The organism is Kribbella ginsengisoli (genome assembly GCF_039537185.1).
Lineage (GTDB): Bacteria > Actinomycetota > Actinomycetes > Propionibacteriales > Kribbellaceae > Kribbella > Kribbella koreensis.
The window spans coordinates 73,646-92,237 of record NZ_BAABAA010000007.1; the positions used below are offsets into that span (position 1 = coordinate 73,646).

Sequence of the window (18,592 nt, forward strand, 5' to 3'; positions counted from 1 at the left end):
GCGGTGGTCCGCCGTAAGCTTGTCTGTACGGCGGACCACTTGCGGAGGTTCCTCTAGATGCCGGTGTTCGTGGTCCAGCAGCATGATGCGCGGCGGATGCATTACGACGTACGGCTGGAAGTGGACGGCGTCCTGAAGTCCTGGGCGGTGCCGCGCGGGCCGTCGCTGGATCCTGTGGTCAAGCGGCTGGCGGTGCCGACCGACGACCACGAGATGTCGTATGCGACGTATGAGGGCGTGCACGAGGGCGCCCGCTACGGCAGTGGCGCCGTCATCGTGTGGGATGCGGGCGACTACCAGAACCAGACCCGGGACAAGCAGCACCAGCTGATCAAGCCGGCGCTGGCGATCGAGCGCGGGCATTTCCGTTTCGCCTTACAGGGCGTGAAGTTGACCGGTTCGTGGGCGTTCACGCGGACCGGTCGCGACGGGGACTGGCTGTTGGTGAAGGTGCGTGACGAGGCTGCTGATCCGTCGCTCGACCTGACGGTCACCGAGCCACACTCGATCCTGAGCGGGCTGACCATCGAGGAGATGGCGGCTAGCGCAGGCTCAGACGGATGACCGCCGTGACGACGATGCCTCCGGCAACGGCCAGCAGCATCGGTACCTTGGCCAGGCACAGCCCGCCGGCCGTCACCGTGCCGACGATCTTCGTCCAGTCGAGGGCCTGCCAGTGTTCGCCACCGAGTTCGGTGACGATCAGGCCGGCCAGCAGGACCGGGGCGGTCAACGCAGTCATCCGGATCACGCTCGCCGGCAGCTTGCGTTGGGCGATGATCAGAGGCGCGCTCGCCTTCATCAGCCAGCTGATCACGGTCACCGCGAGGACGGAGAGCCAGAGCCTCATACCGGATCACCTTCCTTCTGGGGCAGTACGCCGATGAGTGCGGCGACGATCGCGCCCAGCAAGGCGTAGCTCGGGGTGGTGACGAAGAGCAGCCCCGCGGCGATCGTCGCGCCGAGGAGTGCTGCTGTCAGCGCGCGCTTCGACCGGCGCAGTTCGTCGATGGCGAGGATCAGGAAGAACGCCGGGAACGCGACGTCGAGGCCGAGCTGATGCATCAGGTCAGGTGACGGCGAGGTGAGCGCCCCAACCGCCGTACCGGAACTCCAGAGCACCCATTGCGGCACGCTCGCACCGATCAGCCGAACGATGTCGTAGCCGCCGTTGTTGCGATGGGCAACCACAAACGAGGCGTCACACAACGCCTGCGCCTGGATCGCCCGGCTGATCCGCCCGCCCTCCAGACTGTTGTTGAGCGCCACGCCCATCACCAGATACCGCGCGTTGATCAACACCGCCGAGATCACCGCCGCAACCGCCGACCCACCCGCCAGCGTCGTCAGCAAGGTGAACTGAGCCGACCCTGAGAACGCGAACATCGAGAACACCACCGGCAGCCCGACTCCCCACCCCCGAGCCACCGCCTCAGCCCCGAAACTCAACGCCAACACAAACGCCGCCGCCCCCGGCCCGACCCCCATCCGCATCCCGAGCAAGAACTCCCGCCGGCGTTCAGCGCCCGCCAGCCGCCTCACGAGAGCACCCCGGTACCTGGGTGAAGCCGCTGATAATGCCGCCGCGCCCGAGCGCGATTTCCGCAATCCCCCGAACTACACCACCGCCGGGACCCGTTCTTACTCCGATCCAGGAACAACCACCCACACCCCGAATCCTGACACTCCCGCAACCGCCCCAGATCCTCCCGCTCCACCAACCGCCCCGCCGCCATGACCAGCTCATCAACCAGATCAGCCCCCACCCAATCCAACGGCCGCGCGCCGGTGGGCGTCGCGCGCTCGAGTGCCCCCACCAGTGGCCGTTGCAGTTCCGCAAGGTCGCCTGCCTTCATCTCACGTGCGATCGGAAGCACCGCGCCATAGACGACCTCGCGCACGGCGACAACCCGTTCCAGTTGGCCATCCGATCCGCTCAGACCGACCGCGGCGCACCAGATCGCGAGCGCCTCCGGCGTGGCTATCCGGTCGATGGTGCGGCTGGGGTCCAGGCGCCAGGAGATGGTGTTGAGCAGGTCCAGGGCTACGTGGCCGCCGATGAGTTCCGGCTGGTAGGCCATGAAGAATCACCTCGTCTAACAACCTAAGAGAGTTTTGAGTGTTAGGCAACCGATGGCCGGTTTCGGACGCGGTGGTTACGGGGTTCAGGGTTGACCGGCGCGGAGGGTGATCACAGAATCGTGCACACTTCTGATTCTTTGGCCGCCCGGAGGACATCAATGCGCACAATCGCAGGTCTTGCAGCTGGGGTGCTGATTGCCGCACTGGTCCCCCTGCCCGCTCACGCGGCACCTCCACCGGTGTGGACGCACAGCGCGGCCGACCGGCTATTCGCCGGTACGACGAGACCCGCCGGAGCACCGACCGCGATCGACCTTTACGCCGCCCGCAACGAGACCGAGGCGGCGCAGATCGCAGTACGGCCGACTGCTGCGGTCACCGGAGTATCAGTGAGCCCCAGCGCGTTGACCGGCCCCGGAGGGGCGACCATCCCGGCAGCAGAGATCAGCGTGCGTCGGGAGTACCTGCATCCCAACGTCATCCTGCTGGGCGACGCCGAGGTGGAAGCAGCGCCTGGTGGCGGTACGGCGTACTACGACGCGCTCGTCGAAAACACCCCACGCGCACTGGCCGCCAACATCACCCAGCCGTACCACTACAGCGTCCACGTCCCCACCACCCAGACCCCCGGCGTCTACACCGGCACCGCCACCGTCCAGAGCAGCGCGGGCAACGTCGCAGTACCGGTGCGGCTGACCGTCTACCCGACGACCATCCCGCCCACCAACCAGTCCACCTTCAAGCTCAACAACTGGACCACCTCGGCCGGCTGGGACTACGACGGCACGATCAAGTCGATCCCGGTCCAGTACGGCGTCCAGATGTACGACGCCAACTGGTGGAAGGTGATCGAGGCGATGGCCCGCAACCACGCCGAGCACCGCAACAACGTGGTCTTCGCCGACTTCCAGGCGCTGCTCATCCCCGACACCACCATCGATGCCGCAGGCAACTACACCTTCGGCTGGAACACCTTCGACCGGTTCGTCCAGACGTACGCCGACGCCGGCGCCCTGCAATGGATCCACACCCCTCACCTCCTCAACGGCGGCACCAGCCCGACCCTCGAGATGCTCAAGCGCGGCTCCGACGGAAAGACCCAGATGGTCGCCGTCGCCACCAACACTCCCGAGTCGAACGCCTATCTGGACAAGGTGTTCCCGGCGCTCAAGCAGCACCTCGACGCCAAGGGCTGGACCGACATCTTCTACATGAGCGCCAACGACGAGTCGAGTCACCCGGAGGAGATCACCGCGGCCAACTGGCTCTACGCGAAGTACCGGCAGTCCTTCCCGAACCCGAAGCTCAACGAGGCCGAGCTCGCCATCAACACCCCGCCGGCCACCGTCACCTCGAACACCCCGATCCTCAACCTGTACGAGGACAACGTCGGCTACTTCCAGACCAAGCGGCTGAACGGCAACGAGCTCTGGCTCTACAACTGCATCGGCCCGCGCGGCCCGTACCTCAACCGCTTCATCGGCTCGCACCTCGACAAGACCCGCCTCACCCCGCTGCTCGCCTGGAAGGCCAACGCGGTCGGCTACCTGCACTGGGGCTGGAACTACTGGTTCCAGAACGTCGGCGGCCCGTACGTCCAGTTCGACACCTTCGACGGCCCGCAGACCGGCGACAACTTCCTGGTACGCCCGAACCGCGCGGCCTACGACCTGTACGACAGCGTCCGCAGCGAAACCCAACTCGACGGCGTCGAGGACTACGAACTCTTCACCAAGCTCGCCGCGACCAAGCCCGTCCTGGCGAAGGCCCTCGCCAACTCCCTCATCACCAACTCGTACACGATCGACCACTCCGGTACTGCGATCGACGACGTCCACCGCCAGGTCCTCGACGCCCTCGCCACCGGCGGCCCCGACCAGACCTTCCCGTACACCGACGACTTCACCAACGGCGCCTCCGCTTGGCAAGCAGGCAAGGGCACCTGGTCATCGGCGAGCGGCGTACTCAGTCAGACCGACACCTCCCGCTGGGACTTCGTCAGCGGACTCAAAGGCCGCGCGTACGCCGACCTCACCGCGAGCGTCGACCTGAAGATCACCGGTGTGAACAGCAACGACGGCAACAACAACTGGGCCGGCCTCGTCGTCCGCAACCTCAACACCACCGACTTCGAGAGCGGCTATCTGGTCGCCCAGCGCAACAACGGCGAGGTGTTCGTCTACCGCAGCGGCACCAACCTCGCGCACGCCCAAGCCACCGGCTACGCACCCGGCCAGTTCAACCGCCTGAGAGTAGTTGCCCGCGGCAACACGATCACCGTGTACGCCGGAACAGGCCAGGCACCCGTCCTGACCGTCACCGACAACGCATTCAGCGCGGGCGGCGTCGGTCTGGCCAGCGGTGGGGTCAGCGTCCAGTTCGACAACGTCCGGCTCAATCCGGAGACCAACCCGGCAGAGGCCCGGCCGGTCACCGTCAGCTCGACGTACGACGGTGACGGCTGGAATCCACGGGCGGCGGTGGACGGCCGGCGTACGTCGGTAACCGGCTCAATGGGTTGGACGAGCGCCGCGGCGGCAAGCGCCACGGACGCGCAATCCATCCAACTCGACCTCGGCTCGGCCAAGCCTGTGAGCCGAGTGGATCTCTACCCACGCAGTGACGGCGCCAACGCCGGCAGCGGATTCCCGATCGACTTCACCGTGCAGGTCTCGCAAGACGGAACAACCTGGTCGACCGTCGCCGGCAAACAGAACTACCCGAAGCCGACCGCCACCGCCCAGACGTTCCCCTTCGCACCGCAGAACGTCCGCTACGTCAAGGTCGTCGGCAACAGGCTCAGCCAGGACAACTTCGGCACCTACCGCCTGCAGTTCGCCGAGGTAGAAGTTGCCGGCGGCAACCTGGCGGCCGGACGCCCGGTCAGCTCGTCGACCTCGTCCGAGTTCACCGCCGAGGGCTGGCTCAAGGCCAACCTCACCGACGGCTCCCACCAATCCAGGCTGTGGAACTCGATGGGCTGGACCAGCGCGTCGGTGGCGGCCAACAGCCCGCAGTACGCGCGAGTCGATCTCGGCGGACCCAGCCTGATCAGCCGCGTCGACCTGTACGCCCGCTCCGACGGCGGCAACACCGGCAACGGGTTCCCGGTCGACTTCACCATCGAGACCTCACTCGACGGCACGACCTGGACCCCGGTGGCCACGGTGAACGACCTGCCGCAGCCCGGTTCCGGAGTACAGGCCTACACGTTCCCCGCGACTACGGCGAGGTATGTGCAGGTACGCGGGACCGAACTGAGGCCAGATGGCGAAGGCGGCTACCGGATGCAGCTGTCCGAGTTGGAGGTCAGGTGACTCACCAGCCGTCGATGTGCAGTACTTCCTCGACCGGCTGGCGCGGAGCGGGCTTGAAGGTATCGCCGGTGTAGTAGGCGGTCGGGAGGAGCACGGACTGCCGGATGTCCTCCGGCAGTCCGAGCAACTCCGAGATCTCCTGCTCATAGGTCATGTGCAGCGTGGTCCACGCAGTACCGAGGCCACGTGCGCGGGCTGCGAGGCAGTACTGCCAGGCAGCGGGCAGGATCGAGCCCCAGATGCCGGCCTGGTTGCCCGCGCCCAGCGACTTCACCTGGAGGCAGGGGATGACGAGGACCGGTACCTGGCCCATCTTCTCGCCCAGGTAGGCGACACTCGACCCGACGCGTTGCTGCACCGGCGCCCTGTCCGGGTCGTCGGCGTGCAGGCGGCCTGCCGCACCCGGGGACTCCAGGTACGACTCGACGGACCGCCGGTAGTACTCCCCGATCGCTGCCCGCTTCTCCGCATCGGTGATCACCAGCCAGTGCCACGTCTGCCGGTTGCTCCCGGACGGCGCCTGGAGCGCGATCTCGATGCACTCACGGATCAGCTCCATCGGCACCGCCCGCTCGAGATCGAGCCGCTTGCGGACGGTCCGGGTGGTGGTGAGCAGTTCGTCTGGGGTCAGGTCGAGTGTCGTCACGCCATCAGTTTGTCAGCACACGTACGTCGAGTTGGGGTGGACCTTCTCGCAGTAGCGGATGTGGAGGTGGTTGTCGTGGGCCGGCCAGTTGGCGGTCAGGCCTTCGTTGATCAGGGTCGGGTCGTTGAACCAGATGAACTTGACGTGCCCAGGAGCCGCTGCCCGGACCGCTTGGACGAGCTGGCGGGTCGCGGCGCGGTCGTACGTCGCGGACTCCCAGGTGATCCGTCCGGCGGTGCACTGCGCGTTGTCGGTGCGGATCGGCCAGATGTCGATGTCCATGCCGTTGTCGTGGCTGGCGTGGCCGGGGATGTCGCCGCCGTGCTCGAACCCGGCGTCGCCGTACCCGACCTTGCCCTGGTTGGTGCTCGCGAAGGAGCGAGTGGCCGCCTCCAGTTGCGCGACAGCGGCAGCGGCGGCCCAGTTGGCGGCGGTGCCGTTGCCGTCGGGGTCCTGGTCGCAGAGGTTGGCGGTGAAGTCGGGGTAGTCGTAGTGCCAGCTGAGGTTGCGCCAGGTGATCGGGCCGACGATGCCGTCCGCGCCGATCCCGGCGTGCGACTGGAAGGCGACGACGGCGTCGCGGACCGCAGTACTGAAGACTCCGTCGACGGCGAGGCCGAGCCGGCGTTTGGCGTTCAGCTCGACCTGCAACGCCTTCACGGCCGCGTTGTTGTCGCCGAGCCGGATCGTCGGTACCAGCGCACCCCAGGTCTGCGGGCCGACGATGCCGTCGGAGCCGAGGCCCTTGGCGGTCTGGAAGGCCTTGGCCGCGGTCACGGTGGTCGCACCGAAGACGCCGTCAGCAGTCACCGACTGACCGTTGTGCTGCAGCAGGTACTGGATCGCCAGTACGTCGGCACCCCGGTTGCCGCTGTTCTGAGTCGGGAAGAACGCGTTCGCATAGGCCTGGGCGCTGCCCGGGATCGCGCCGATCAGCAGGACTGCGGCCAGTAATGCCAGGCAGGTTCGTTTGAGCGAGGGCACGGTGGTCTCCATTCGGGGCGGTCGAGTCCGTGAATCAGTAACCTCTCCCGGCCACCTTCGGACACAAATTTCCCCACCGCAAGAGCTGGAGTGGCGAACCGGCCGGCGAACGCCGTTCCTTCGGCCACTGCCGCGCTGCAGGTCGCCAGTGACCGAGCAAGCCGCCGGCCAACCGCCGCCGGACTGCCATGCATGCACAACTCCCGCCGGCCAGCCCGACACGCCGAGGCAAGCGCTTGCCCATCCACTTGGGTATGCGCCGACGGTCGACCGTTGCCCTTGGCAACTGGAATCGGGTGGGTCGCGGAGGGTTGGCGCCTGGGCCGAAGAGGGCGGCTGTTACTCGAAGGGGGATGGGTCTCCGGCGCCGACCCGGACGACCTCGGGGGTGTCCTCGGAGAAGTCGACCACCGTGGTGGGCTCGGTGCCGCAGTCGCCGGAGTCGATCACCGCGTCGATCTGGTGGTCCAGGAGCTCTTTGATCTCCCAGCCCTGGGTCATCGGCTCCTCCTGGTCGGGCAGCAGCAGGGTGCTCGACAGGAGCGGCTCGCCGAGCTCCTCCAGCAGCGCCTGCGTCACCACGTGGTCGGGTATCCGGACACCGACCGTCTTCTTCTTCGGGTGCAGCAGCCGGCGCGGGACCTCTTTGGTGGCCGGCAGGATGAACGTGTAGCTGCCCGGCGTGGCCGCCTTGATCGACCGGAAGACCGCGTTGCTGATGTGCACGAACTGGCCGAGCTGGGCGAAGTCCTGGCAGACCAGGGTGAAGTGGTGCCGGTCGTCGAGATGCCGGATGGTCCGGATCCGGTCCAGGCCGTCCTTGTTGCCGAGCTGGCAGCCGAGCGCGAAACAGGAGTCCGTCGGATAGGCGATCAACCCGTCGTTGCGGATCAGCTCGACCACCTGCCCGATCGATCGCTTCTGCGGATTCTCCGGGTGCACATCGAAATACCTCGCCATGCCCCCGACCTTAGCGTGGCGCCGCTACTCAGAGCAGCAGGGTGAGCGCCAGCGTCGTCAGGGCGAGGACGGTGGTGAGGATCGGCCGGGCGAACCGGGGTGGGGTGGTCATGACACTGATTCTCCGAGCCGTTCCCGTCGGTTGGGAACGGCTCGGAGTGTAGATCAGGGACGGCTCCGGGCAGCCCTCGGTGGACTACCTGACCAGGAGCTTCAGGGCCGTGCGGAACGCGGTGTCGCGGTGGCCGTCGAGTTCGGCGGTGGTGAAGACCGGAGTACGGACGTCCGGCGGGATGCCGGGGCCGTCGAACGTCTTCCAGTCGCGGGTGCGGAACTCTTCGTTCGGCAGGATGTATTCCCAGCCGTTCGGAAGGGTTCGTTGCAGGGTGTCGGAGAAGACGCCTTGAGTGTTCTCGCCGATCCGGACCGGTCGCGGGACGCGGTTGATCATCGCCTCGGTGAAGGTCTCGCCGGCGCTCATCTGCGAGCCACCGGTCAGCATCGCGATCGGTCCCGTGTACTTCGTCCGCTCCGACGACGCGACGAACAGCGGCTGGGGCGTCGTGAACGCGGTGGCGTCGACCGGGTTGTTGCGGGCTCGCTTGGCATACGCGAAGAACGGCTTGCTGGTCAGCCGCGACGCCAGATCGAGGGCGAGCTGGTCGGAGCCGCCACCGTTGATCCGCAGGTCGACGATCAGGCCGCGTAACTTGCCCGGCCCGCTGACGCGTTCCTTGGTGAGGATCTTGTCCAGCGTCGCGTTCAGGGTGTCCCGCTCGGCGTTGTAGTCGGGCACGTCGCCGTAGCCGAGGAACGCGATCACCCGCAGGTAGCCGATCCGGCCGGGCAGGTCGGCGTACCCGATCCGGTCGTTCGCGTACGACGTGTACTTCACGCCCTTCAACGCGGTCTGCTCGATGTACGGCCGCAGCTTCGCCTCGAGCTCCGGCGTCGGCAGCGTCGTCCCCGGCCGGGCGCCGGCGTACAGCTTGCCGCCGGGAGTACGGATCGCTGTGTGCGCGTCGCCTAGCGGCTTGATCATGTTGCTGAGCAAGGCGAACAACGCGTCGTCCGAGATGCCCGGGGTGACCAGCGGGCGGTTGGTGGCGCGGGCCTTGTTCCAGTCGATGCCCTTGGCCTGGAAGAACGGGTAGTTCTCGGCGTACGTCGTCCAGAACTGATCGAAGACGGCGAGCGGACCCGTCGCGCCCGGCTCCGTGCAGAGCTTTGGCAGTTTCACCACCCGGCGCAGGTGTTTGTCGCCGACGTTGCCCTCGACGTGCATCACCGCGCGATCGCGCCGTCCGCGCACGGTGAAGGCCTGCTCCTCGTCGGCGGTGAACCGGTCACCGGTCTGCGTGTACTCGCCGGCCGGCGTACAGCTGATCGAGGTAGTGGAGAACAGCGACGCCTTACCGTTGTCGATGGTAACGATCGTGCCGTAGCCGTCCATCTGCCAGACGCCGTCGAGATTCGTCGCCGCGCCGGCCGCAAGTGGTGCGGACAGGGGTGCCGCGACGAGTCCGGCGACGATCCCGACGACCGGCAACAAGGTGAGCTTCATGCAGTCAACTCTTGTCGGTCCGCAGGACCGCAAACAGGGAGCGACCACCCCATCGGGGGTAGGCCTAGCTCTACTACTTCGCCAGGCCCAGCGGTGTCGCGCTGACCACCAGGTTCTTCTCGTAGCCGCCCCGCCCGCGGTCGTACGCACCCGTGCACGTGATCAGCACCAGCCGATGATCACCCGTCTGGTCGAAAGCACCGCTCTTCGTCGCCAGCGCATCCTTCGGCACCGAGGTCACCGAATTCACCCGGTACTTCGCACTATGGCCGTCGCCGCGCAGTTCGACGGTGTCGCCCGTCTTGACCCGCTCGAGCCGGACGAAGAAACCGATGCCCTCCTTGGCCGAGTCGATATGCCCCGCGATCACCACCGACCCGAACGGATCGCCGGCCTCGGCTCCCCCGTCCCACCAGCCGACCCGCTGAACATGCTCCGGTACTACGAGTTGCCCCGCGACCGTAGACGCCGGCAACACGGCCGCCTCTGCCCCGCCGGGCATGACAATCTCGGTCGGCACGAACCGCACCCGCTGGCTGGCTGCCGGCGTACCGACCCTCCCGGGCAGCACGGCTGACGACGGCTCCGGCTGCCCCACAGCCGGAGTACCGCCGCCTGCCGTTCCAGGACTCGGGACTGCTTCGTTCACCTGCGCGGCGCACCCCTCCAGGGCCACACAGGTGAACAGCAGCAATCCGAGCAAGAGCCGCCTCAGCGACGTACCGCCTTTCTGACCACGACCGTCAGCGCCAGTGCGCCCACCAGGACCAGCAAGGGCAGCGACGAGCCCTTGTGCTCCTCGGTGAGTCCGAGCGCTGCCGCCTGTCCACCGGTACCGGTGTTGACCAGGCCGGGCTTCTCACTCCCGGCGCCGGGCAGCTTCAGCGTCGCGACCGCGACGTTCATCGTCTTCGAGGTCGGCTCGCCGACAGCGAAGACCCGGGTCAGGTAACCGGCCCGGACCGGCAATTTCAACGGCCCGAGAACAACCGGCGAAGTCGACCCGGCGGGCACGATCTCGACCGAGTAGGTACCGGCCGGAACGACTACGTCGAGTGATTCCCCATTCGCCACGTTGGCGAAAAGTACCTTTCCGTTCACCCGGATGTCGGCCGGCCCGACCGCGGCGGTGTGCGCGACCCGGACCGCGCCTTTGTCGCGCGGCACGGCGGTCAGCTTGTTGACATAGGTGGTGATCACCGGAGCCGCCGTCGGCGAGGCCGGCCGGTGGATGACGACATCGAGGTTGCTGTCCGCGGCCACCGTCACCTGCCGCTCGATCACCAGCTTCCCGCCGTCCTTCGCGGTGATCTTCCGCGCGCCGGCCGCGACCGTGAGCGGGCCGACCACCTCGGTCGCCTTCACCCCGGTGGCCACCGTCTTGCCGTCCACAGCGATGTCGAGGGTCCGGCCCGGCAGGCCCTGGATCACGTGCAGCACACCGCTACCGGCCGCCTGCGCCGGTACCGCGAACAGGGCCCCCAGCCCCAGCACGGTCACCGCCAGCACTCCGGACAACACCCGGGCAAATTGCGGACCTGACCTTCTCGATAATATCGTCCTGATTTTCCGTCCCCCCGGGATAACTGTTGGAGATTGCCCGGATACGCTGTGTCCCCGCATTTTCCCACCCCTTCGGAAATGCATAAGTATTTGCCTTGCCAGGCTAATTCCGGCGTATCGTATGCGGAAGTCGATCCGGCCACCAGAGGAAGTGGCCGGGTCCATTGGGGGCGATGTCGCATGTCCGCACGTAGCTTGAGGACCTCCGTGCTGGCGGTGGTCGCACTGACTCTGGGGATCAGTACGACTGTTGCTTGTTCGGCTGAAGAGCAAGCCGGTACGCCGGTTGCGCCGAGCCCGGGCCCATTGGCCAACGGGGGCGGCGCGGCACCGGTCCAACCGCCACCGACGGCGGAGGGACCGGGTTTGACCGCGCCTGGAATCCACCTGGCCGCAGTACCGCGTGGTGACGGCAGTTTCGACATCACCGAAGACGTCGTCCTGCGTTCCGAGGTCGCGCTGATCCGGTTGCAGTTGCCGCAGTCCGGCACCAAGCTGGTCGGAATGATGCGGCCGACCAAGCCGATCGCGACGAGTCTGAAGGTCACCGCCGACGACCAGCCGGTCCCGATGGAGACCACCAAACTGGCCGCGGCTCGCGACCTGCCGCTGACCGTCGCCGCGACGAAGCTCCGGCTGGTCTATCGGCTGTCCGGTTCGACGGTCCGGAGCCTGCCGTCTGAGACCGGTCGCGCCTCGGCCGCGATCAGCCCGCTCACCGCCGGCGTCGACCCGACCTTGCCGACCAACTACCAGATCTCGGGCGGCAGCCTGCTCAACGCGGTCTGCCCGGAGATGACCGAAACCCGTTGCGCCGTTGGCGAACCGCCCGGTCTGGGCGTCCAGCAGGGCATCCCGGCCGGCCAGTCCCTCGCCGTCCTTCAATTGGACCTGCCGATGCAGCCGTGAACTAGCCTCCAGCGCCCACGGGACGGTGGGTATTTGAAGCGCTTAAGCTGTTGGCATGGTCAACACACAGGCCGCGGGGCCCATCGCCCTCGGTACCGCGCGGGGCCGCTGGGTGCTGGCCGCCACCGCGCTCGGTTCCGGGATGGCATTCCTGGACGGCACGGTCGTGAACGTCGCGCTGCCCGCGATGGGCGAGGACCTGAACGCCGAGATCTCGGGTCTGCAGTGGATCGTCAACGGCTACATGCTGATGCTCGCGTCGCTGATCCTGCTGAGCGGTTCGCTCGGTGACCGGCTCGGCCGTCGCAAGACCTTCGTCACCGGCGTCATCTGGTTCGCGCTCGCATCGCTCGTCTGCGCGGTCGCACCGAACCTCGAGGTGATGATCGCCGGGCGGATCCTGCAGGGAATCGGCGGCGCGCTGCTCACCCCGGGCAGCCTCGCGATCCTGCAGACGAGCTTCAAACAGTCGGACCGCGCCAAGGCGGTCGGCACCTGGTCCGGGCTCACCTCGGTCGCCGCCGCGGTCGGCCCGTTCGTGGGCGGGACGCTGGTGGACAGCGGTTCGTGGCGATGGATCTTCGTGCTCAACCTGCCGCTCGCGGCGGCCACCGTGCTGGTCACGCTGAGGCACGTACCGGAGACCCGCGACGAGACGATGGCCGGCAAGCTCGACGTGGCCGGCGCCGTGCTCGCGACGGTCGGCCTGGCCGGGGTGACCTTCGGCTTGATCAGCGCCGGCGATCGCGGCTTCGGCGACGCCCTGGTGCTGAGCACGCTGGCGATCGGCGTACTCGGTCTCGCGGCCTTCGTCGAGGTCGAGCGGCGCAGCTCGCACCCGATCCTGCCGCCGGGGATCTTCAAGAACCTGCGCTTCACCGGCGCGAACCTGGTCACCATCGCCGTCTACGGCGCGCTGGGCACGGCCACCTTCCTGCTGGTCGTATTCCTGCAGACGGCACTCGGGTACGGAGCGCTCGAGGCCGGCGCTGCGTTGCTGCCGATGACCCTGCTCATGTTGACCTTGTCGGGCTACGCGGGCCAACTGTCGGAGATCATCGGCGCCCGGATCCACATGACGGTCGGGCCGCTCTTCATGGCCGCCGGCTTCCTGCTGATGATGCGGGTCAAGCCCGGCGCGAGCTACCTCACCGCCGTACTGCCGTCAGTGATCGTCCTGGGCATCGGCCTGGTCTGCACCGTGGCCCCGCTCACCTCGACAGTGCTGAACGCGGTCGAGGACCACCACGCCGGCGTCGCCTCCGGAGTCAACAACGCCATCGCGCGGACTGCCCAGCTGATGGCAGTCGCCGCGATCCCGCTGGCGGCCGGCATCACCGGCGACTCCTACCGGGATCCCGCCGCCTTCAGTGACGGCTTCCGGATGGCGATGTGGATCTCGTCCGGCCTGGCCGTCCTGGGTGCTGCACTGGCCTGGGTGACGCTGGCTCCGGGGAAGGCCTCGAAGCCACCGGCCGCGGAGGAGCAGCACTACACGCACTGCCCGCTGGTCTCTCCGCCGCCGGCGACTCCGGAGGCTGCTGCTACGACACCGTGAAGGTGCGAGACGTCCCGGTGAACGGCGTGATGGTGCCGTTCAGCGCCTTCGAGTCGCCGTGGTGGACGATCCGGTAGGTGCCGGGTTCGGTCGCCTTCCAGGTGATGGTCGCCTTCGAGTCGGCCAGGCCGCCGCGCTCCCAGCGGTAGGTGGTGTTCCAGTCGCCGTCGTCGGCAACTCGTTGCCATTGGCCACCAACTTGACGCTGCACCTCGAGGAACGTGCCATTGCGGTGCAGGTTGTTCTTGGGATGCCCGGTCACGAACACCACCGAGACAGTCGCTCCACGCTGGTACTGCGGGGCCGCATCCGTCAGCACCTGGCCGAACGACTTGAACGGCGGCGGCGCGTCGAACACCACGCCCGTCTGCAGGTTGAGCTCGGCCGTGATCGGCTTCGGGGGATGAGTCCCGGGCGGTACCGGCGTACCGGCCTTCAGTGCTTTGGCCAGTCCGGCGAACTCCTGCTGGTACGCCGGCAGCGTGTACTTCCCGAACAGCGTCGAGCCGCCTTCGTACTGCTGCAGCTGATACTCCTCCGGCGTCGTCACGTACGAGCTGTAGGCGTTGGAGTAACCCGAGACCAACACGTTCTCGATCGGTACGCCGAGCTCCCCCGCGACCGTCCGCCGAAGCCGCAGGCCGGCCACGATCGTCACCTCGCCCGGCATCGCGACCAGGTAGAACTGGCCGAGCTTGACCAGCTGGATCGGCACGATGTCCGGCGTCGCCTGCAGCAACCCGGTCGGTACCGCGGCCAGCTTCGGCGACTGGCAGCTGATCAGCCACGGCGCGACGTCGACCTTGAACGGCTTGAGCGCTTCGAAGAACGGGTTCGTCACGCCCTCGGGGATGATCGCGATGGCCGGGCCGTCCTCGACACTGCCGGCCAGCGTGGAGGCGCCGACGACCCCCGGGCAGGTGCGATGCGCCTCACCGTCGGGCGTGTACCGCGGATCGACCTGAACAGCCGACATGTCGACATATCGCATCCGGGCGTCGAGGCTGCCGGTGATCGTTGCCCGCGGCCCGTTGTAGGCCTGCTCGGCGGCCTGTTGCTGGCGGTCGCCGAGGATCTGCTGATTGAGCAACGGGTCCTCGGTCGGGCCGGAACCCGGCTTGAGGTTGAGGTTGGGCGACATGTCGCCGGCGTTCGTGTTGGGAAACGCGGCAACGAAGCCCTGACTCTCGTCGAGGTAGCGGACACCTTTCTCGTCGTGCTCCCAGCGGTAGGCCGCATAGCCTTTGTTGTCCGGGCTGATCAGCGTGTTCTCGTTGGTGATCGAGGTCGCGTGGGTGGCGAACCAGCTGATCGCGCCGATGTCGGAGCCGCCTTGCTGGAACCGCAGTACGGTCACCGCCGGGTCGATCGCCTGCGGGAAGGCGGCCTTGTCGGCAGCTGGGTTCTGGTCGAAGGCAATCCTCGAGCGGTTGACGCTGGCGTTGGTCAACGTCGACCTGCCGAGGCTGATGCTGCCCGGCGCGAGATTCTGATGCGCCTGGGTGATCGCCTCGACGATCCCGTCGACGGTCGCGTCGAAGGCCTGCTTCTGGAATCCGTAGATCGACAGGTTGTACGCCAGGTTGTGCGACTGCCCACCCGGCCCGCTGTGCGTGTGCGTTGCGGACAGCAACACGTTGCGCTCGGAGTACAGGTCCCCGTACTTCGCCTGCAGCTTCACCAGCACGGCATCGCGCTGCGCCTGGAAGATCATCCCCAGATCCGAGTTGACGTAGGCGACTCGCTGCCCGGTCGCCTGCTCGACCGCGACGAAGGCCCGGGCCCGCAACCGCTGATGGATCCCGGTCGTGTTCTGGCCGAACTTCGAGTACCCCATCATTCCGTTCTCGGCGGCCGGGCCGGTGATGTCGGAGATCCCCCGCCCCACCAGGTACGCCGTATCGACGGCTTGCGCGGAGGGAGTCCGATTGACGCTCACCCCGGTGGCGACCAGCGCCAGGGCGAGCACAGCAACAAGCGAGCGGGGGCGGCGACGCATGAAGTCTCCTCAGTCCGGTCAAAGCTGAGCCAATTTCATCTTTACCGGAGAGTACTGTTTTGATCGCAGTCTGTGAAGACCTCGTCACTTACCGAGGTGCAGGTAGTGCTGCCGGGTCTCCGCTGGGAGGCGTTCGATGGCGTAGCGGAGCATCGTGCGGGGCATTCGAGTGGCGTGCTGGTCAAGGAAGGCCAGGAGTTCGGTGGGAGCAGTGTGCTTGCCGGCCTCACGGAGCATCCAGCCGGAGGCCTTGTGGATGAGGTCCTCGCGGTCGTCGAGGACCATCGCGGCCAGGGCGAAGGTGTCTTCGGTTTCGCCGGCCCGGATCAGCTTGTGGGTGGCGACCAGGGCGATCCGGCGTTCCCAGAGGTTGCTGGAGGCAATCAATTGGTAGAGCGGGTCGCGCGGATGGTCGAGCAGCTGACCGCCGACGATCTCGGGGGCGCTGCAGTCGACCAGGTCCCAGTTGTCGATGTACTTCGTGTTGCGCAGGTACAGGTCGTAGATCGCGGTCAGATCCGCGGGATTCGCAGTACGGGGCTTGACGGCTCGGGTCGCGCGGTCGGCCAGCAGGCAGAGGATCGCCAGCCGGTGTTCGTGGATCGGGCTGGCCAGCGCCTCCTCGATCGCCGGCAACGGGAGCGTCGTGCGGAGGTACGGCTTGAGAATGAGGCGCAGGGTGGAGAGCTTGACGCCGATCATCTGGTCGCCCTCGCCGTAGCCACCCGGCTTGACCTGGAAGTAGCGGGCGAGCGCCTCGGCGATCGCCGGATCGGCCGCCGCGTCGATCTCGCGGAGCAGGTCGTCGACCTCTTGGGGCACTAGAGCTCCTTCTGCAGCGCCTTCATCGTGCTGATCTCCTTCGTCTGGGTGACGCTGACCTCCTGGGCCAGCTCGCCGATACGGATGTCCGAGCCGTTCTCGAGCTGCTCGGCGCTCATCGTCACCGCCCCCTCATGATGCTTGATCATCAGAGTCAGGAACAGTTCGTCGAAGGCCTTGCCGCGCGCCTGTTGCAGGGTGGTCAGCTCGGCCCGGGTGGCCATCCCCGGCATCTTGCTGTGGTCCATGTGCTGCACGTGCTCGAGGTCCGGCGGGGTCTGGCCGGCCTTGACGAGGAGCTGGCGCATCGACTCGATCTCCGGCTTCTGGCCGACCCGGATCCGGTCGGCCAGGGCTTTGACCCGCGCGTTCGATGCCGTCGTACGGGCCCATTCGGCCATCTGCAGCGCTTGGGTGTGGTGGATCATCATGTCGCTCAGGAAGGCGACGTCGTCCGGGTCGACGGTCTGGGCGGTGCTGGGCAGGGCGGTGACGGTCTTGTTCGGGCCACCCGGCGTACCGGGCACGATCACCGGCGGACCGGTCGGCGCGGCCTGCGGCTTCGGATCGGAGCTGCACCCGGTCAGCGTCGCGGCGGCCAGCAGCACGGCAATCCAGCACGTTCGCGCAGAAAACGTCACGTGGGCCTCACTCCCTGTGGCAAATCGCTTCCGGACAGTGTCTATCACGCTTAGGCTGGAGAACCGCCCGACTAGTCCAGAAGGGACCACAGCATGCGCGCAGGCCGCCCCCGCACGCTCGCCAGTCTCACCTTTGCCCTCGCTCTCGTCGCCGGATCGGCCGGCATCGCGAGTGCCGAGGCGCCCGCGCCACCGGAGACCGGCGCGACCAAGAGCGACAACATCACCCACCTGGCCAGCGCGCCGATGAGCGGACCGCTGGCCAACGGGATCAACACCGACATCGCGTTCGCCGGCCGGCTGGCCTACGTCGGCAACTACTCCGGCTTCGCCATCTACGACATCGGCGACCCGGCCGACCCGCGACTGGTGAGCCAGGTGTCCTGCCCGGGCAGCCAGAACGACATCAGCATCTCGAACGGGCTGCTCTTCCTCAGTACCGACTCCTCCCGCAGCGACAACTCCTGCCAGAGCGTCGCGCAGTCGGCGACGATCAAGGAATCCTGGGAAGGGATCAAGATCTTCGACGTCAAGGACCCGGCCAACCCCCGGTACGTCGCTGCCGTCGAGACCCACTGCGGCTCGCACACGCACACGCTGATCCCGGCCAAGTCGAAGCGCGAGCTCTACATCTACAACTCGTCCTACAGCCCCAATGCCGCATACCCGGACTGCCAGCCGCCGAACGACCTGATCGACATCATCAAGGTGCCGGTCGAGCACCCTGAGGACGCGGCCGTGGTCGCCTCGCCCGTACTGTTCCCCGACGGCGGATTCCCCGGCAGCCCGACCGGTCGCGCGACCAGCGGTTGCCACGACATCACCGCCTTCCCCGCGCGCGACATCGCAGCGGCGGCATGCATGGGTGACGGCATCCTGCTGGATATCTCCAAGCCCGAGCGGCCGAAGGTGCTCGACCGGGTCCAGGACGCGGCGAACTTCTCCTTCTGGCACGGCGCCACCTTCAACCACAACGGCACCAAGGTCGTCTTCATGGACGAGCTCGGCGGCGGCAGCGGAGCGGAGTGCAGCGCCGAGGTCGGCCCGAACAAGGGCGCCACGGCGGTCTTCGACCTCGACCACAAGAAGTTCGTCTTCCGCAGCTACTTCAAGATTCCACGGCATCAGGCCGCCGGGGAGAACTGCGTCTCCCACAACGGTTCGCTGATCCCTGCCCGCGGCCGCGACATCATGGTGCAGGCCTGGTACCAGGGTGGCTTCTCGGTCTGGGACTTCACCGACTCGGCCCATCCGACCGAGATCGGGTACTTCGACCGGCCGCCGATCGAACCGGCCGACTTCGGCGGGTACTGGTCCGCGTACTACTACAACGGCGCCATCTACGGGACTGAATCGGTCAAGGCCTTCGATGTCTTCCGGATCGATGACTCGCGCACCGATCCGGCAAAGCGGGTGAAGCTGGACGAGCTGAACGTGCAGACCCAGCCCGCATCCAAGTAAACGATTCCGCATTGCTCCGGGGTCACGGGCAAAACAACCGTTGTGACGCGTGAGTGTTCGGGCATACGGTGATCCCAGGGCTGTTG

Annotated in this window: 17 protein-coding genes; 5 read left to right on the top strand and 12 right to left on the bottom strand. The window is 67.1% G+C overall.

From position 1 onward, the window contains the following. The first annotated feature begins 57 nt into the window (after positions 1-57). Positions 58-564 carry a DNA polymerase ligase N-terminal domain-containing protein gene (locus ABD768_RS23800; RefSeq protein WP_344844161.1) on the top strand — a complete coding sequence of 169 codons (507 nt, stop codon included), beginning with the start codon at positions 58-60 and terminating at the stop codon, positions 562-564. On the opposite strand, the gene ABD768_RS23805 is transcribed toward ABD768_RS23800, so the two are convergent. Genes ABD768_RS23805 through ABD768_RS23815 form a run of 3 tightly spaced genes read right to left on the bottom strand, consistent with a single transcriptional unit; the run spans position 542 to position 2,081 of the window. Beyond that, entirely contained in the window at positions 542-850 is a 309-nt protein-coding gene (locus ABD768_RS23805; protein WP_344844163.1) for an AzlD domain-containing protein, read from the bottom strand. The two genes, ABD768_RS23800 and ABD768_RS23805, sit on opposite strands and share 23 nt — an antisense overlap. Beyond that, complete coding sequence (locus tag ABD768_RS23810) at positions 847-1,542, bottom strand: AzlC family ABC transporter permease (protein WP_344844165.1); 696 nt, start codon at positions 1,540-1,542, stop codon at positions 847-849. Before ABD768_RS23810 ends, ABD768_RS23805 begins: the two co-directional genes overlap by 4 nt. Then, positions 1,539-2,081: a CGNR zinc finger domain-containing protein gene (locus ABD768_RS23815; RefSeq protein ID WP_344844167.1), complete on the bottom strand. Its 543-nt coding sequence runs from the start codon at positions 2,079-2,081 to the stop codon at positions 1,539-1,541. Before ABD768_RS23815 ends, ABD768_RS23810 begins: the two co-directional genes overlap by 4 nt. A 159-nt stretch (positions 2,082-2,240) precedes the next feature. Here ABD768_RS23815 and ABD768_RS23820 point away from each other — a divergent pair, with 159 nt between their 5' ends. Continuing rightward, entirely contained in the window at positions 2,241-5,399 is a 3,159-nt protein-coding gene (locus tag ABD768_RS23820; RefSeq protein ID WP_344844169.1) for a discoidin domain-containing protein, read from the top strand. A 1-nt stretch (position 5,400) separates the two neighbouring features. On the opposite strand, the gene ABD768_RS23825 is transcribed toward ABD768_RS23820, so the two are convergent. The 6 genes from ABD768_RS23825 to ABD768_RS23850 all read right to left on the bottom strand — a co-directional run bounded on the left by ABD768_RS23825 (position 5,401) and on the right by ABD768_RS23850 (position 11,074). Next, positions 5,401-6,045, bottom strand: coding sequence for a nitroreductase family protein (locus ABD768_RS23825; protein WP_343970661.1), 645 nt, complete (start codon positions 6,043-6,045; stop codon positions 5,401-5,403). Between the two features lie 12 nt (positions 6,046-6,057). Beyond that, positions 6,058-7,029 carry a peptidoglycan-binding domain-containing protein gene (locus ABD768_RS23830; protein WP_344844173.1) on the bottom strand — a complete coding sequence of 324 codons (972 nt, stop codon included), beginning with the start codon at positions 7,027-7,029 and terminating at the stop codon, positions 6,058-6,060. Between the two features lie 339 nt (positions 7,030-7,368). After that, positions 7,369-7,989 (bottom strand): L-threonylcarbamoyladenylate synthase, encoded by a 621-nt coding sequence (locus ABD768_RS23835; protein WP_343970667.1) that lies wholly within the window; start codon positions 7,987-7,989, stop codon positions 7,369-7,371. 196 nt (positions 7,990-8,185) lie between these two features. Continuing rightward, positions 8,186-9,553, bottom strand: coding sequence for a S41 family peptidase (locus ABD768_RS23840; protein ID WP_344844177.1), 1,368 nt, complete (start codon positions 9,551-9,553; stop codon positions 8,186-8,188). A 73-nt stretch (positions 9,554-9,626) separates the two neighbouring features. After that, on the bottom strand, positions 9,627-10,202 hold the full coding sequence (locus tag ABD768_RS23845) for a class F sortase (RefSeq protein ID WP_344844179.1): 576 nt from the start codon (positions 10,200-10,202) through the stop codon (positions 9,627-9,629). Positions 10,203-10,264: 62 nt separating this feature from the next. Then, positions 10,265-11,074, bottom strand: a complete 810-nt coding sequence (locus tag ABD768_RS23850; RefSeq protein ID WP_343970676.1) for a DUF4397 domain-containing protein — start codon at positions 11,072-11,074, stop codon at positions 10,265-10,267. A 408-nt stretch (positions 11,075-11,482) separates the two neighbouring features. Between ABD768_RS23850 and ABD768_RS23855 the strand changes: the two genes are divergently transcribed. Both ABD768_RS23855 and ABD768_RS23860 read left to right on the top strand, forming a co-directional pair. Continuing rightward, positions 11,483-12,025 carry a hypothetical protein gene (locus ABD768_RS23855; protein ID WP_344844183.1) on the top strand — a complete coding sequence of 181 codons (543 nt, stop codon included), beginning with the start codon at positions 11,483-11,485 and terminating at the stop codon, positions 12,023-12,025. Positions 12,026-12,080: 55 nt separating this feature from the next. Continuing rightward, the gene (locus ABD768_RS23860) at positions 12,081-13,583 is read left to right on the top strand and encodes a DHA2 family efflux MFS transporter permease subunit (RefSeq protein WP_343970682.1); all 1,503 of its coding nucleotides are present in this window, start codon (positions 12,081-12,083) and stop codon (positions 13,581-13,583) included. Here the strand turns inward: ABD768_RS23860 and ABD768_RS23865 are convergent. The 3 genes from ABD768_RS23865 to ABD768_RS23875 form a co-directional block, all read right to left on the bottom strand. Continuing rightward, on the bottom strand, positions 13,570-15,582 hold the full coding sequence (locus tag ABD768_RS23865; RefSeq protein ID WP_344844187.1) for a neutral/alkaline ceramidase: 2,013 nt from the start codon (positions 15,580-15,582) through the stop codon (positions 13,570-13,572). The two genes, ABD768_RS23860 and ABD768_RS23865, sit on opposite strands and share 14 nt — an antisense overlap. A gap of 84 nt (positions 15,583-15,666) precedes the next feature. Beyond that, positions 15,667-16,404, bottom strand: coding sequence for a DNA alkylation repair protein (locus ABD768_RS23870; RefSeq protein WP_344844190.1), 738 nt, complete (start codon positions 16,402-16,404; stop codon positions 15,667-15,669). Next, on the bottom strand, positions 16,404-17,045 hold the full coding sequence (locus tag ABD768_RS23875; RefSeq protein WP_343970692.1) for a DUF305 domain-containing protein: 642 nt from the start codon (positions 17,043-17,045) through the stop codon (positions 16,404-16,406). The genes ABD768_RS23870 and ABD768_RS23875 overlap by 1 nt, the downstream gene beginning before the upstream one ends. Positions 17,046-17,138: 93 nt before the next feature. Between ABD768_RS23875 and ABD768_RS23880 the strand changes: the two genes are divergently transcribed. Next, positions 17,139-18,506 carry an LVIVD repeat-containing protein gene (locus ABD768_RS23880; protein ID WP_344844192.1) on the top strand — a complete coding sequence of 456 codons (1,368 nt, stop codon included), beginning with the start codon at positions 17,139-17,141 and terminating at the stop codon, positions 18,504-18,506. The last annotated feature ends 86 nt before the right edge of the window (positions 18,507-18,592 follow it).

Coding starts and splice junctions, on each gene's coding strand:
- ABD768_RS23800 (WP_344844161.1), top strand. CDS start 58: ATGCCGGTGTTCGTGGTCCAGCAGCATGATGCGCGGCGGATGCATTAC.
- ABD768_RS23805 (WP_344844163.1), bottom strand. CDS start 850: ATGAGGCTCTGGCTCTCCGTCCTCGCGGTGACCGTGATCAGCTGGCTG.
- ABD768_RS23815 (WP_344844167.1), bottom strand. CDS start 2,081: ATGGCCTACCAGCCGGAACTCATCGGCGGCCACGTAGCCCTGGACCTG.
- ABD768_RS23820 (WP_344844169.1), top strand. CDS start 2,241: ATGCGCACAATCGCAGGTCTTGCAGCTGGGGTGCTGATTGCCGCACTG.
- ABD768_RS23835 (WP_343970667.1), bottom strand. CDS start 7,989: ATGGCGAGGTATTTCGATGTGCACCCGGAGAATCCGCAGAAGCGATCG.
- ABD768_RS23840 (WP_344844177.1), bottom strand. CDS start 9,553: ATGAAGCTCACCTTGTTGCCGGTCGTCGGGATCGTCGCCGGACTCGTC.
- ABD768_RS23860 (WP_343970682.1), top strand. CDS start 12,081: ATGGTCAACACACAGGCCGCGGGGCCCATCGCCCTCGGTACCGCGCGG.
- ABD768_RS23865 (WP_344844187.1), bottom strand. CDS start 15,582: ATGCGTCGCCGCCCCCGCTCGCTTGTTGCTGTGCTCGCCCTGGCGCTG.
- ABD768_RS23880 (WP_344844192.1), top strand. CDS start 17,139: ATGCGCGCAGGCCGCCCCCGCACGCTCGCCAGTCTCACCTTTGCCCTC.